This window comes from Fibrella forsythiae (assembly GCF_017353175.1).
Taxonomy (GTDB): domain Bacteria; phylum Bacteroidota; class Bacteroidia; order Cytophagales; family Spirosomataceae; genus Fibrella; species Fibrella forsythiae.
In genome coordinates, this window is sequence record NZ_JAFMYW010000006.1 from 89911 (window position 1) to 104812 (window position 14902).

Genomic DNA, 14902 nt, shown 5'->3' on the forward strand with positions numbered 1-14902 from the left:
AGCTCGTTTTGTGATGTGTTCCCTTTAAAACCGGGGCCACTCAGAAAACGAGCTTTTACTTTGTTGCCATACCCGAACAAGTTGCCCGTTGATCCTCTATGCTTTCTCTTTTCGACATTAAAACGATCTTTTTCACCGTTTGGGGTTACCCGATGAGTTACCTTGAATTTGCCGGTGTTGTGAGCGGAGGGGTGGCCGTGTGGCTATCGGCACGGGCTAACATCTGGAGCTGGCCAATTGGTGCCGTGAGCGTTGTGTTGTTCTTCTTTCTGTTCTTTCAGATCCAACTCTACCCGGATATGTTTCTGCAGGTGTTTTTCCTGGTAACGAACATACAGGGCTGGTGGCGGTGGACGCACCCCAAACCGGGCGAAGAGAATCAGCAGGCAGAACTGAGAATCAGCCTGATGCCCATCCGGCAACTGGTAATCTGGTCGGTCATGGGCTTGCTGGGTACGTTGCTGCTGGGTACGTTTGCCCAGAACCTGCACATCTGGTTACCTCTCGTATTCAGCCAGCCCAGCGCTTTCCCGTACATCGATTCGTTTACCACCGTCATGAGCATCGTAGCCACGTATATGATGATTCAGAAACGGGTGGAGTGCTGGTACGTCTGGTTACTGATCGATATCATTCTGACGTATGTGTATTTCATCAAAGGCGTAAAAGTCGTCTCGATTGAGTATGGAATTTTCTGCCTGATCGCCCTTCAGGGAGCTTACCTCTGGACCCGTGAATTCAGGAGCTATCCCTCGCAGAAATCAATCAGCTAATTGCACTGATTTCCAACTACCGGTAGCTGTTTTGGGTCAAGGGTGATAAAACCAGCCAAGCGTCACATGAAATTCTCACTACTCGCCCTCCTTGTCTTTGTAGTTGCCTGTTCAACATCAGACTCCATTCCGGCAAACGTCTTCGTTGGCACCTGGCGGCTTGCCACGTATTGCAAACCAACCAGCACTACTGCCTGCACCACGATCACCGTACCAACGGATAAAAGCGTACTTGTTACGTTCGACAGCAACGGCCAGTATACGGAGACCTATCAAAATACAACCCCCGCTGAATACGGTTTTTTAAGTGGCTCGGGAAACTATTCGATTGAAAATAAAGATCTTAGAATTAGAACATTTCTCATGTCATCAATGGCTGGGCAATTGGTAAAAGTTGTTTCGGTAGACAGCAAACGGCTGGTGCTTAATCCGTTCAGCAATGGAGAGTACATTTTCGTCAGATAGATGAGTACGACTGGTCTGGTTTTTGGCAAGTTCATGCCTGTCCACGCAGGGCATCTCGCCCTCATTGAGTTTGCTCGCCAGCAGTGCGATCAGTTGATCGTGTCGATGAGTTATACGCCAGACGATCCGATTCCGGCGGCAATTCGGTTGGTCTGGCTAACTGAGTTAATGGCTCCTTACCCGTCTATTGAGGTGGTAGCCGAAGCCGACGACTTTCATGATCCGACGCTGCCACTCTGGGAAGCAACAAAAGCCTGGGCAGAATTTATCAAAAAACGATTTCCCACCGTGAGTGTATTCTTTGCTTCAGAGGAATATGGCCTGCCGCTGGCCCACCACAGTAAACTCAGGTACGTTCCCTTTGACCCGGCCAGAGAGAAAGTACCGGTTTCTGCCACGCTGATCAGACAGGCCCCGGCCCGTTACGTCCGCTTCATTCCGGACATAGTGTATTCTTACTTTATCGATCCCCCTCAGGCGAAGTAAGCGTAGGGTCGTTCGTGCCTAAAATCATTGTCTACAGCTAAAAAAACAGGTATATTGACCTATAAATCCGCTTAGCCTATCAATTCCGAAATAATACCCATAGTCGTTGTTCAACGTAGTATCGTTCCCTCGCTGACTCGTAGTAAACTGCCGGATATATGAAGCGCGTTTTCCTGCTCCTTAGCTGTTTAGTAACCGTCTTGCCGGTATTGGCACAGACTCCCTACGTGCCAGCGAGAAATTCAATTCAGATCGGCGCAGACCACTTCGGCATTGACCCTGCCAATGGGCTTAAATACCGATTTGCGCTTGACTATCGTCGCTACGCCTCGCGCGACCGGCTCAGCCTCGGGGTCTCAGCGGGCTTCATGAGCAGCCAGCGGTTAACTGTTCTGGTGCCTGATTTCGTCAGCGTGGGTACCAACAGCCGCAGGCGCGTCACGCTTGATCTAACGGCTACCTACAACCTGCTCCATTCCGTTCATCATGCACTCCGAATTGGTGGCGGCCCATCAGCCTGGTTTAGCGACGATGACTTATTTGTCAAAGTATACCCCTACCCGATTCCCAGCGGCTCGCCCATTTACGCCGTTCGCAGTTTGAGCAAAAACTGGAATCTGGGTGGGCACGCCACCGTTGAATACACCTACGCACTGGCGCTGAACACACAGGTAAGTCTGCATGGCGGTGCGGCCATCGTGGGCTCATCCGGAGTGATTCCCTTTCTGGGATTTCGGGCCGGCTACCGATTCTAGTCGGGCGTTTCGCCTACCAGAAGGCCGATTTACAACCAGCATAACACTTAGCGGTAAACCAGCCTTCTCATAGTACAGGTATCTATTCGGTTACTCAGCAGGCAACCAAACGGCGCTGGCTTAACGCTTACTTCTTTGCTGATTCAGCGCCGCTAATCAGCGTTAATTCCTTATTACCAGGAAATAATTCAAGCCCTTTACTGATCCATTCGGCACGTGCCTTTACATCGTTAGCCACCAGTTCCTCGTACGAAATCAGGTATTTGAACGCAAGGATCAAATCTTTTTCGTAGCGTTTTCGCTCATCGGCTTTATCGGCCACCATGCTGATGAACTGCTCGAAATAGGGTTTTGCTTTACCATTTCGAACTGCTTCTTCCGGTGTATACGCGTAATAATTTGATTTGGCCCGATAAAGCACTGTTGGCGAATACTCGGGCGAGCCTTTCTGAGCAAGGGCAAGGGCAGAATCAGCCCGGGCGAAACGAAGCGTATCACGAAGTAATTTACCAAGACTGTCGCGGGCAAAGCCCAGCGTATAGTTGCTCATGCCGTAGCGGAACAGATCCTGTACATCTTGCTTAAAGCCATGTTTAGCAGCCGAATCGAGGGCGGCTACCGCCTGTGGATGTTTTTTTGCCCGGTAATAATACTTGGCAATATCGCTGTAGAGGTTGTCTGTCGTATCGAAGGGCGCTGCTTTCTCCAGGTACGTGACCCCCACCGAATCACTGATAGCCTTGAGCGAATCTGAACCCGCCTCTACGCTTAGATAGGCCTGCCCCAGGTACTTGTAATCATCGGAAATCACTTTCTCAGGTGCTTTTGTCAGAAAGGTGCCAATGGTCTCAATGGCCTTCTGCGGTTGTTTCAGCGTCGAATATGACCACCCCTCTATCCGGTAAACAATTGGGTTCTGGGCGAGCGCAGTTCGATTGCTATCGATTATATCAACGGCTCGCTGATACTCTTTGGCCAGGAAATGAAACTGGGCCGACCGTAGCAACATCTCCGGGCGCTTGTCATTCGCAACCCGTATGTACTGATCGGTATAACTGGCAGCCTCTTTGTAGCGGTTCACCAGATAGTACAGTTCAGCCAGCTGGTTATAGGCCGGGGCGTAGTTGACGTTGGCATCGATGGCTTTCCTGTAGTTCTCAACGGCCAGATTCAGGTTTCGCCCCTGCCAGTAGATGTCGCCGATTCGCTGATACACCCGCGCGGGTTCCATGCCCATTTCCAGGGCACTTTCGTATCGAGCCACCGCCGTACCGCCATCTTTATTAAGGTAGTAGGCATCGCCAAGCGCCAGTTGAATGGCTCCGTCTTTTTTGTCGCGCTCTGACGCCTTCGTCAGGTACTCGATCGCTTTTGCGGCATCAACCACTTTTTCGTACACGGGTTTGATAGACCCATTGGCGGGGGTCAGATAGCCCGTATAGGCTTCGCCAATCCGATACAGAATGGATGCACTCTTGTTTTTACTTTTTTTCAGTACTTCGGCCAGTTTTACGTCGGCCGATGCAGCATCGGCCTGGAGCAAGTAGCTAATGGCAATACCTGTTTCATTGAGCGGCTCCCGCTTTTCATCCATTGGAACGCCCTTTTCAAACCAGCTACGCGCCGAGTCGGGTTGTCCGATGCGCAAATAGCCATAGCCCGCCTGGAAATAGGTTTGGGCAGACGGATTCTGCCGGGCATTCTGGATGAGTAATTGCCTGGCTTCGCTGCTTCGACCCATACTTAGCAACGTTGTGGCGTCGGGCGCCGGCGTTTGTGCAAGCGCCGGCCAGACACTGGTCAGCGTCAATGCTGCCAGCAGAATTCGTTGAGTTTTCATTTGTTGTTTAGGTTTTAGAACGAGATGCGCTTTCACCAGCCAGCCAACATCCTGGAGCAGCTGCATCAGTACTCTTTATAGACCAACAGCGCAATTATCATCGACGACAAAAAGAGCAGGCCTACGGTGATAACCAGCCAGTCGGGCTGGCGTTGAGTTGCCGAATTAGCTGGTTGGCGTTCTTTTCTGATAGGCTTCACAGCTGCAGACGCGGGTCTGTGCGGCTTTTCCGTTGTGTATTGCCGGGTGGTGAGTGGCTCGTTAGTCATCAGCAATTTCAGTTGAGAGATCGGTCTCGTTTGATACCCAAAGGTGGTTATCACCTATTAGGATAGCCTGATAAACTGCTTAGAATCTACTTAGAATAGACTGCTAGCGAGGCAGCTCCACTGTAAATACAGTTTGCTTGTCGGTTGTTGACGTACCCGATACCTTACCGCCATGAAGGCGAATGATTCGGTCGACCAGTGACAGGCCAACGCCGTAGCCACGCAAATCAGCGGTTTGTCGGCTCCGGTAAAAAGGCTGAAAAATGTAGGGCAAATCAGCTTCGGGGATCGGCTGCCCCGTGTTGCTAATCTGAATGGCTACCGATTTTTGGCCGAAGTGGGTTTGTACCAGCGCCCGCCCATCATCAGAGAATTTACAGGCGTTCTCGATCAGGTTTTTTAGCGCCGTTCCTAACAGCGTCCGGTTTCCCTGCACCGTTAGTTGATCAGGATCGTCGGGCAACGTACCCAGTTCTACCGTTATCTGGCAACGTAGGTGCAACGAGGCCACTTCCTCGCGCACATCCCACACCAACTCATCCAGACGCACGGTGTTTGTCAGCAGGTTGGCAGCATTCTCCTGATTCACCTGTGAAAGTTGCAGCAACTCGTGGGTCAGGGCGTTGAGGTCGCCCACATCGTCGAGGACCGAGCGGATTGTTTGCCTGTACGAGTCAGGGTCGCGTTGTTTCAACAGGCTCACTTCCAGTTGCGAACTAATTTGAGTCAGTGGGTTCTTCAGCTCATGCGAGACGTTGGCGACGAACATGCGCTGTAACCGGAACGATTCGGCCACCCGGTCGAGCAGCTGATTGATGGTCATAGACAGCCGACTGATCTCATCATCTTCCTTACTTATGAATAGTCGTTCATCCTGATTATTCGGAAATATATCGCTTACCGTCCGGTCAATTTGCTGCATGGGCCGAAGTGCATCACCTGCAAATGCCCAGCCCGATATAGCCGTTATGGCGGCGATCAGACAGAATAAACCGGTCAGGGCCAGCAGGAGTTGCCGCAGAAATTCGTCGCCATAGTCATTCTGGGCGCTGGCAATCACCACGTACTCACCCGCCGTTGTTCCGAATCGGATACCCGAGATATAGTACGTACCTCGCCGAAAATCTTTTTGCCGCTGCTGCCGGATATCAGCCAGAATAGCCTTATCCAGCAATACAGTGTGTGATTCTTTTGTTGCGAAAACGATTGAATCCCGCTGATCATATACTACGATTTCCTGGTCAGGAAGCTGGTCTTTTCGCAGCCGGCCAAGCTGCCGGATCAGATCAGCGTCGATCTTGTGTCGAATCAGTAACTCACCGGTGGTCAACGCCTTACGGTCGAGCCGCCGGTAAAAATCGAGGGAGATAAAGTACCAGCAAAAGGCATAGATACTAACAAAGGTCAGGAGCAGAATACTGGATACCAGACCGGTAAAGCGCAGGGTCAATCGGTTACGGATGGTCATAGCTCGTGCGTTGATCCAGCCAGCAGCTAGTCTTCTTCTTTGAGTACGTACCCCATTCCGAACTGGGTGTGAATCAGTTTGGTAGAAAAATTCCTGTCAATCTTTTTTCGGAGGTAATTGATATACACTTCCACCACATTGGTCCCCGTATCGAAATTTATGTCCCAGACATGCTCGGCAATAGCAGGTTTTGAGAGAACCCGGCCCTGGTTGCGCATCAGGTATTCGAGCAGGGCAAACTCGCGGGCGGTCAGGTCGATGTGCTGGCCCTCGCGGGTAACGGTCTTGGCGTCCAGATTCATTTCAATACCGCCGTACCACAGTGTCTGCGCGGTCATGGATACCTGCGTACCGCGTTTGGTGAGCGAACGTACCCGGGCCAGCAATTCAGCAAACTGAAATGGTTTGGTCAGGTACTGGTCGGCCCCTGCGTCGAAACCCATGATCTTGTCTTCGCTCTCGCCCAGCGCCGTGAGCATCAGAATAGGCGTAGTCAGCCCTTCAGCCCGTAGCTGTCGGCAGAGTTCATAGCCGTTAAGCCCCGGCAGAATCAGATCGGTGATAATGGCGGCGTAGTTATTTTTCAGCGCCAGCCGTTTGGCCAGTAGCCCATCGTAGGCTATGTCAACCTCAAACTGGCTTTCTTCCAGCCCCTGCTGAATGGCCTGCAGCGTTTTCGGCTCGTCTTCAATGACCAAGAGTTTCATAAGTGAACGGGATTAGGTAGAGCAATCTGTCAACTGTAACGGAAACGTATTACGTCACTAACTGATTTCGAGCGGCTTCCTCCCTGTTTTTCCAGCAACGCTACTCCCAACCACCACCGAGTGCGCGGTACAGGTCGGTCAGCGACAGATACTGTGCCCGTTTAGTGTTGATCAGGGCGAGTTCAGCTTCCAGTACGCTGCGTTGCGCCGTAATCACCTCCAGATACGAGGCATAGCCACTTACGAACAGGTCGTTTGAGGTAGAAACAGCCCGGCCAAGTACCACAACTTCCTGCGTCTGCAGATCGGCCACAGCCCGGTAGTTCTCAACGCCCCGAAGGCCCGTAATTACTTCACTAAACCCCGTTTGCACTGTTTGCTGATACCGATAATAAGCCTCCCGGCTCTGCGCCACCGATTGCTGATAATTGGCCTTCAAAAACCGGCGGTTAAACACGGGAGCCGTCAGCCCGCCCAGTACACCGGCAGCGATAGAGCCGGGATTGAATAAGACACCGGCCCTGAACGCATTCAGCCCAACATAAGCCGACAAATTTAACGACGGCAAAAACTCGGCGCGAACAACCTCCACATCCACATTAGCCGCCGACAACTCCAGCTCGGCCTGCCGAATATCAGGGCGGCGGTTCAGGAACTGCGTGGGCAGGCCGGTAGCTACCAAACCGGGCAGTTCGCGTTCCTGCAACGACGTGCCCCGGCGAATTGGTTGCGGGTAACGACCCAACAATCGGTTCAGCTGATTCTCGGCCTCAACGATCTGCTGACGTACCTGCCCCCGCCGGCTTTGTGTATTCAGGAGTTGAGCGGTGAACTGCTGAACGGCCAGTTCGGTTACCCGCCCCGCCTGTTTCTGCACCCGAACCAATTCAACCGCCCGTTGCTGATAATCGATGTTTTTCTGGATGATTTCCAGCTCGCCATCCAGCGCCAGCAGGTCGTAGTAACTGCGGGCCACTTCGGCCACAAGACCTGTTATTACCGCATGACGGCCTTTTTCGGAACCTAGCAAACGGAGATAGGCAGCTTTGCGGCGGTTGCGAAGCTTGCCCCAGATATCGACCTCCCACGTGCTGCGGGCCCCCAGAAAATAATCGGGCGTCGGGTTCGGAATGAGCAGGTTACCCCGCACATTATCAGACAGGTTGGTATCAAAATTCCCCACGCCGTTCAGCGTGTTCCGGCCATACCGATCTACGCCGGCCGAGGCCACCGCGTTGACGGTTGGTGCCAGAAAACCCCGGCTATAATCAAAGGCAGCCCGAGCCTGTTCAATGCGCTGGGTGGCAATACGTAAGTCCAGGTTACCGGCCAGCGCCGTGTCAATAAGCTGAACCAGGTACGGATCGGCGAAAAAAGTTCGCCAGGTCTGATTGGCAATACTGACCGAATCGCTGGCCGGATGAGACGTACCGGCAAACGTACCAGGTACGGGTAGTGGCGGGGGCGCCTGTAGAGGTTTATACAGGTGACACCCACTCAGCAACGCCGTAGAAAGCAGCATTAGCCCTCCGCGACGCACCAATGTATTAGTGAAGAACTGCACCGTTGACATGATTTTGTGTGGACACGGAGACGGGCGCATTCAGGTCCTTATCCTGCACGTCGCCTTCCGTAGGTTTTGACTGGAAGCGTTCGGCCAGTTTGGCGAACACCACATAAAGACCGGGTACCAGCACCAGGCCGAATACCGTACCGGTAAACATCCCCCCCGCTGCCGCCGTCCCAATGGACCGGTTACCCAGCGCACCGGCGCCCGAGGCGATACAGAGCGGAATCAGACCAGCAATGAAGGCGAACGAGGTCATCAGGATGGGGCGTAGTCGGGAAACGGCCCCTTCCATGGCCGCTTTCACGATAGAGAGCCCCTCCTTCTGTCGCTGGTTGGCAAACTCTACGATCAGAATGGCGTTTTTACCCAGCAAGCCAATAAGCATGACCAGCGCTACCTGGGCGTAAATATTATTCTGCAAACCAGCCAGTTGCAGGAACAGAAACGAACCAAATATCCCGGCGGGCAACGACAGCAACACCGGCAGCGGCAAGAACAGGCTCTCATACTGCGCCACCAGTAGCAGGTATACGAACAGCAGGCAAATGGCAAAAATGTACATCGCCTGATCACCCGACAGAATCTCTTCGCGCGTCATACCCGACCATTCGTAACCAAACCCTTTTGGCAGTTTCTCGTCGGCCACCTCCTGAATGGCCCGAATGGCATCGCCGCTGCTATATCCCGGCGCGGCATCACCGTTGATCATCGCCGACGTGTACATGTTGTAGCGAGTCAGCTGTTCTGGGCCGTATACCCGCTCGAGCCGGATAAAATTGGAGTACGGCACCATTTCGCCCTGATCATTTTTCACCCGCATGTTCAACACATCTTCGGGTTTGACGCGATAGCTGGGGGCCGCCTGCACCATCACTTTATACATCTGCCCAAACCGGATGAAGTTCGACGCGTAGAAACTGCCCATCAGGGTCTGCAACGTACCCATGGCGTTGTCGACGGAGACGCCTTTCTGCGCCGCCTTGTCCTGATCGACGTGCAGCATATACTGCGGAAAACTGGGGTCAAAACTGGTAAACGCATTGCCGATTTCAGGGCGCTGTTTCAGGGCCGCAATGAAGTCTTTGGCCACCTTAGCCGTTTTCAGCAGGTCGCCGCTCTTGCCCCGGTCGAGCATCCGCAGTTCAAAACCACTGGAGTTACCAAAACCCGGAACCGTAGGCGGCGGGAAGAATTGAATACTGGCGTCATGCACGTTTTTGGTTTTCTCTTCCAGCGTAGCAATCAGCTCAGACGTCGACACCTTACGGTCGTCCCAGTGCTTGAGGTTGATCATGCCCATACCGTACGAAGCCCCCGCCCCATCGGTGAGCAGGCTGAAACCCGCCAGCGTCGATATGTTTTCGACCGCCTCTTCTTCCGACGCAATCTCTTCGATGGCGTCCAGCACTTTCTCTGTCCGGTCAACGGTGGCACCGGCGGGGGTCGTTACGTTCACGTAAATCATGCCCTGATCTTCGGTTGGGATGAAGCCGCCCGGCAGGATTGAGGTAACACCCCACGTACCCAGTATAAAGAGCAGAAGCATGCCCCAGGTCACCGCGCTGCGGTTCAGCACCCGACCAAGCAGACCCTGAAATTTACCTGCCAGCGACTCGTACCCCCGATTGAACCCGGCAAAAAACCGGCCCAGTAGCCCCTTCTGCTCACCATGAACCGGCCGTAGCAGCAACGCACACAACGCGGGCGTCAGCGTTAAGGCATTGACGCCCGAAATGACAATGGAGATGGCCAGCGTGAGCGAGAACTGCCGATAAAAGATACCGACCGGTCCCGACATAAACGCTACCGGCACAAACACCGCCGACATCACCAGCGTGATGGCCACAATGGCCCCCGCAATATCGTTCATGGCCCCCAGCGTTGCCGCCATGGGCGACAGCTTTTCCTCGGTCATTTTCGCATGAACAGCCTCGACCACCACAATGGCGTTATCAACCACAATACCAATGGCCAGCACCAGCGCGAAAAGCGTTAACAAATTGATGGAGAACCCGATAGCGTTCATGAACGCGAACGTACCTACAAGCGCCACCGGCACCGCCAGCGCGCAGATCAGGGTCGAGCGCCAGTCTTGCAGGAACAGGAAAACGATCAGGAACACCAGCACAAACGCCTCAATCAGGGTGCGGACTACCTCATGAATCGACGCGTCCAGGAAGCGCGACACGTCGTAGGCGTAGTTATAGGTCATACCTGTCGGAAAGGAAGTTTCCTTCAGCTCGGCCATCCGCGTTTTGATGTTGGCAATCACTTCGCGGGCGTTGGAACCAGGCCGCTGTTTCAGCATGATCGCCGCCGACGGGCGACCATCCGTTTTCGACAGTACGCTATAATCGACGGAGCCGAATTCAACCTCGGCAATGTCTTTCAGGCGTAGCAACGACCCATCCGGGTTCGACCGGAGCACAATATTTTCGTATTGGGCAGGTTCGAAAAACTTGCCCGTGTAGCGCAGTACGTACTGCAATACCTGCGGGTCGCGGTCGGCACTTTCGCCTGCTTTACCGGGAGCAGCCTCAACGTTCTGCTTCCGAATGGCGGCAATAACTTCGTCGGGCGACACTTCGTAGACCGTCATCCGGTCTGGTTTGAGCCACACCCGCATCGAGTAATCACGGTTGCCCATAATGGCGGCAAAACCCACCCCGTCGATCCGTTTCAGCTCGGCCAAAACGTTGATATCGGCGAAGTTGTAAATGAATTTTTCGTCGACGGTAGGGTCTTCGCTGACGATGTTGAGGTACAGCAACATACTGTTAACCTCCTTTTCAGTAACAACCCCGGCTTTGATCACTTCTTCAGGAAGTTCATCCAGTACGGTTGTCACGCGGTTCTGCACGTTCACCGCCGCCAGATCGGGGTCGGTACCTACCTTAAAAAACACCTGAATGAGTGTCGATCCATCGTTACCGGAGATCGAGGTCATGTACGTCATATCGGGTACCCCGTTGATAGCCCGCTCAAGCGGTGTAGCCACCGCCTTAGTACAAACTTCCGCGTTGGCCCCCGTATACCGAGCCGTTACCGTTACGGATGGCGGCACAATATCGGGAAACTGGGTAATGGGCAACGTAGTCAGTGCCAGAACCCCCAGCAACACGATCAGCACCGAGATGACGGTTGAGAGTAAAGGACGCTTTATGAAGGTATTGAACATAACGGATGGGGTTAATGCCTACAATGACTGCAGGCGTCGCCGTTGCTCTCTGGCGAAGAGAGGAACGACTACGTATGACCATGAAGCAGGCTATAGGGCCGATGCATACAGCGCCTTGAGGCTGTCGGAAGGCAGCGGTTTGGGCACGATGGTCATGCCGTCTTTCACGTTCTGGATGCCTTCGTAAATAATCCGGTCACCTTCGCGAAGGCCCGATTGAACGATGTAGAACTGATCGACGCGGCTGCGGGGAATGAAGCTCCTGGTTTTGACCCGGTTTCTATTGTCCACCACATACACAAAGTTTTTGTCCTGCACCTCAAACACCGCTTTCTGCGGCACCAGCAGGGCGTCGTCGACGTCGGTGGTCAGGCGAATTTTACCGGTGGCTCCGTGCCGAAGCAGGTGATTCGGATTCGGGAAACGGGCCCGGAACGCAATGGTGCCGGAGTTCCCTTCGAAGATCGTTTCCGTGGTTTCAACCATTCCTTTATGCCCGTAATGGGTGTCGTCGGCCAGGAGCAGTTCCACCTCCCGCATAGTCGTCTTGTTCGGATCGAGCCGTTTCTTGATCGACGTCAGGTATTCTTTTTCCGATACGTTGAAATAAGCATACATCTCGCGCAGGTCAGATACGGTGGTGAGCAACGTACCCTCATCGATCAGACTTCCCCGTTTAAACGGGATCCGGTTGATCACCCCGTCGAAGGGAGCCCGGATACTGGCCATCGACACCCGGAGCCGGGCATTATCCAATGCGGCTTTGGCTTCGTTAATGGCCGCTTTGGCCGACTCCATTTTAGCCTTCGCCAGTTTTGATTCCGACGCCGATATAATGTTTTTATCGACCAGCAGCTTTACCCGCTCCGATTCAACCTCCACCGATTTCGACTGGGCAATGGCACTTTCCAGGCTAGCTTGCGCTTTGGCTACTTCGGCCTGATACTCAGCCGCGTTGAGTTGAAACAGCAGTTGTCCCTTACGTACAGACTGCCCTTCATCAACCATTATTTTATCGAGATAACCGGCAATCCGGGCGCGGATCTCTACGTTCTGAACGGCCTCCAGGTTGCCGGCATAGTCGCGGTCGAGGGTCGTGTTCTGATGGGAGAGTTGAATAACCGGAAACGCCTGGCTTTTACTCTCTTCCTTCGTTTCACTTTTGGCCGTACAGCCAGCCAGTATGGCAACAATGAATAAGGTGGAAACACCCGTATAGCCGTTCATGTAGTTGAGTTGATCTAACTGTTTGTGACACTACACACACCTACATCAGCCTGACCAAATCAATTGTCCTGACAACAGCGTGTGCTGAAAGGCAAAATAAATTTCTTTATGTAAGGCGCAGCTTAGAAAATTCTTAGAATCTCCTTAGAAATAAGCCATTTAGGCAGCTTCTTACAGGAATAATTCAACTTTATACGTAAAGTACAACAAGCGTTATCAACACGGATGAATAGGCTGTCACCGGCAGCATCGCGGCCGTGTGTTTACAGACTGGTGACAAGCACAGGTGATAAATGCAGGCAACTATTGAGCAATTTTCCGGTTATAGTCTGACCAACGTTCATCACTTATGAAATTCATATGGCATTTACTGCTACTTACCGGCTTGTATTTCAGCACGCTGTCCGCTGCTCTTTCGCAGGCTAAAATCAATATAAATGAACCCACCAGGTTAGAGGCTGCTAAAAACGCCCCCGACTCGGCAAAAGCCAGTGTAGCCAAGCCAAAATCGCTCACGTTCACGGCTTCTACCGATCAGCGGTTCTTCTTCTTCAACGACACCCGAAACGACAATGGCCGCCGTATTCCAGTGAGTGTTTACGGCATTCGGGCGGGGTTTTTGTTTCCGGTGAAGCACCCCGAAAATGTGAAGCCGGGCGGTATGCGGGCCGCTTTCAAAACGGGCGCAGGCTTTTACTTCGTGAACCAAACGCTCGATCGGCCGGGGCTGCTTCCAGGTACGTCGGAAGCAATTGAACGGCATTTACGGATCGTAACGGTCTATTTTGAGCCCTACTTATTCCGGAAAAACGCCATTGAGGTGAGCCTTCCGCTCGAGCTTGGCTATGGTCACTCCCGCTATGTGCAGGCAAACAGCCAGTCGACGGAAAGCGAAGTGGCGCGCGGTATTTTCATTCCGGCAGGCGTGGGTATATCTGGCTCGTATCAGTTTCCAAGAGTGCGCTGGTTTAAACCCATTCACTGGTTTGGCATTAATTTATTGACGGGGTATCGATTCATCCTGAAGAAAGACATCCCCGAAAGCCAGATCAATTACTCGGGTTTCTACATCTCCGTTGGCCCATCGTTTTTCCTGGAAAACCTGACCTATGACATAGGGCAATGGCGGAAGAATCGAAAGAAGAAAAAGCAGGCTCGCTAACGTACCTGACGCTTGCCACGGCCGAGCCATAACAAGCTGTTGATAATCAGCTTATCCTGATCCGGATTGCCAAATGAATTCGACAGTGCCTTGTTGGTCTTGTGCTCATAATCAATGTCATTATGGCCCATGTTCAGGTAGATCATCCGGTAGTTTTTGTTGGTCCAGACCACCGGATAATAGCCGGTGTGCCAGATTTCGTGCGGCTTAGGCCCCGTGCCCAGCGGAAAACTGGTGGAGTCGATGGCCAGCAGGATGCTGATATCAGGATTTTTCCGCAAATCGTTCGACCAGCGGTACCATTCATTCGGCGCTGCCTTGAAGAGGGGCGGCAACCGCTTTACCGCCGGGTGTGCAGGCGTCTCGACCCGCAGCACCGCAGACGTTGGCCGCCAGGTATTACTTCCATATGAACCCGAACCCAGGAACTGTTCGTGATACCAGTCCCAGTTCTGTGGGTACGTTGACGGGGTCAGTGCGAAGGCGGCGAAGTGAAAGCCCATCCAACCACCCCCCTTTTTCATGTACGCTTCAAAAGCGGCCCGTTGCGCCGGATCATCGGGGCGGGTATCCAGAAAAAGTACAACCTGGTACCGCGACAGGAAGTCGGCATTCAGGTTGCTCCAGTCTGCCGTCGAATCATAATGAAACCCGTATGCTGCGCCCATTTTCGGAAACCACTGGTTGGCTTCATGCACGAAACTAATGTGTGCCTGATCATTTTTTGCCGTGTAAAACGCAACTACGTTAAATCGTGACTTTTTATTGGCCAACTGGGCGTTGCCTGTCAACGTACCCAGACAGCAAAGAAACAGTAGTGCGACTCGTGCGGAAAACCGGTGCATTGGTAAGATCTGGATAGATGTAGCGCTTTTAGAACAGTGCCCTTGGCAACTACTGAATAGCTGTAGCGGTAAGCTATCCGAAAGCCACGTCTACTGTTGATATGAATGGACAGACCAGATACGTATGTTTGTTTCTTGATTGATCACCAACCTCTGC

At 52.8% G+C, this 14902-nt stretch carries 13 protein-coding genes; 5 read left to right on the plus strand and 8 right to left on the minus strand.

Going from position 1 to position 14902, the window contains the following annotated elements; all coding sequences use genetic code 11:
- Positions 1-98: 98 nt before the first annotated feature.
- The 4 genes from pnuC (at position 99) to J2I46_RS19160 (ending at position 2479) form a co-directional block, all read left to right on the plus strand.
- Positions 99-773, plus strand: coding sequence for a nicotinamide riboside transporter PnuC (gene pnuC, locus J2I46_RS19145; RefSeq protein ID WP_207330667.1), 675 nt, complete (start codon positions 99-101; stop codon positions 771-773).
- A 66-nt stretch (positions 774-839) separates the two neighbouring features.
- Entirely contained in the window at positions 840-1238 is a 399-nt protein-coding gene (locus J2I46_RS19150) for a lipocalin family protein (RefSeq protein ID WP_207330668.1), read from the plus strand.
- A complete protein-coding gene (locus J2I46_RS19155) occupies positions 1239-1724 on the plus strand; it encodes an adenylyltransferase/cytidyltransferase family protein (protein WP_207330669.1) in 486 nt (161 codons plus the stop codon).
- 158 nt (positions 1725-1882) lie between these two features.
- Positions 1883-2479: a hypothetical protein gene (locus J2I46_RS19160; RefSeq protein ID WP_207330670.1), complete on the plus strand. Its 597-nt coding sequence runs from the start codon at positions 1883-1885 to the stop codon at positions 2477-2479.
- Between the two features lie 127 nt (positions 2480-2606).
- Here J2I46_RS19160 and J2I46_RS19165 read toward each other — a convergent pair whose 3' ends face one another.
- The 7 genes from J2I46_RS19165 to J2I46_RS19195 all read right to left on the minus strand — a co-directional run bounded on the left by J2I46_RS19165 (position 2607) and on the right by J2I46_RS19195 (position 12738).
- Complete coding sequence (locus tag J2I46_RS19165; RefSeq protein WP_207330671.1) at positions 2607-4319, minus strand: tetratricopeptide repeat protein; 1713 nt, start codon at positions 4317-4319, stop codon at positions 2607-2609.
- Between the two features lie 65 nt (positions 4320-4384).
- Positions 4385-4588 carry a hypothetical protein gene (locus J2I46_RS19170; RefSeq protein ID WP_207330672.1) on the minus strand — a complete coding sequence of 68 codons (204 nt, stop codon included), beginning with the start codon at positions 4586-4588 and terminating at the stop codon, positions 4385-4387.
- A 103-nt stretch (positions 4589-4691) separates the two neighbouring features.
- Complete coding sequence (locus J2I46_RS19175; protein ID WP_207330673.1) at positions 4692-6056, minus strand: HAMP domain-containing sensor histidine kinase; 1365 nt, start codon at positions 6054-6056, stop codon at positions 4692-4694.
- Positions 6057-6082: 26 nt separating this feature from the next.
- Entirely contained in the window at positions 6083-6763 is a 681-nt protein-coding gene (locus J2I46_RS19180; protein ID WP_207330674.1) for a response regulator transcription factor, read from the minus strand.
- A gap of 100 nt (positions 6764-6863) precedes the next feature.
- Positions 6864-8336 (minus strand): TolC family protein, encoded by a 1473-nt coding sequence (locus J2I46_RS19185; protein ID WP_229379850.1) that lies wholly within the window; start codon positions 8334-8336, stop codon positions 6864-6866.
- The gene (locus J2I46_RS19190; RefSeq protein ID WP_207330675.1) at positions 8311-11511 is read right to left on the minus strand and encodes an efflux RND transporter permease subunit; all 3201 of its coding nucleotides are present in this window, start codon (positions 11509-11511) and stop codon (positions 8311-8313) included. The genes J2I46_RS19185 and J2I46_RS19190 overlap by 26 nt, the downstream gene beginning before the upstream one ends.
- Before the next feature lie 90 nt (positions 11512-11601).
- Positions 11602-12738 carry an efflux RND transporter periplasmic adaptor subunit gene (locus J2I46_RS19195; RefSeq protein ID WP_207330676.1) on the minus strand — a complete coding sequence of 379 codons (1137 nt, stop codon included), beginning with the start codon at positions 12736-12738 and terminating at the stop codon, positions 11602-11604.
- Positions 12739-13087: 349 nt separating this feature from the next.
- On the opposite strand from J2I46_RS19195, the gene J2I46_RS19200 reads away from it, so the two are divergent.
- The gene (locus tag J2I46_RS19200) at positions 13088-13900 is read left to right on the plus strand and encodes a hypothetical protein (protein WP_207330677.1); all 813 of its coding nucleotides are present in this window, start codon (positions 13088-13090) and stop codon (positions 13898-13900) included.
- On the opposite strand, the gene J2I46_RS19205 is transcribed toward J2I46_RS19200, so the two are convergent.
- Positions 13897-14745: a ThuA domain-containing protein gene (locus J2I46_RS19205; RefSeq protein ID WP_207330678.1), complete on the minus strand. Its 849-nt coding sequence runs from the start codon at positions 14743-14745 to the stop codon at positions 13897-13899. The genes J2I46_RS19200 and J2I46_RS19205 overlap by 4 nt on opposite strands.
- Between the last annotated feature and the right edge of the window lie 157 nt (positions 14746-14902).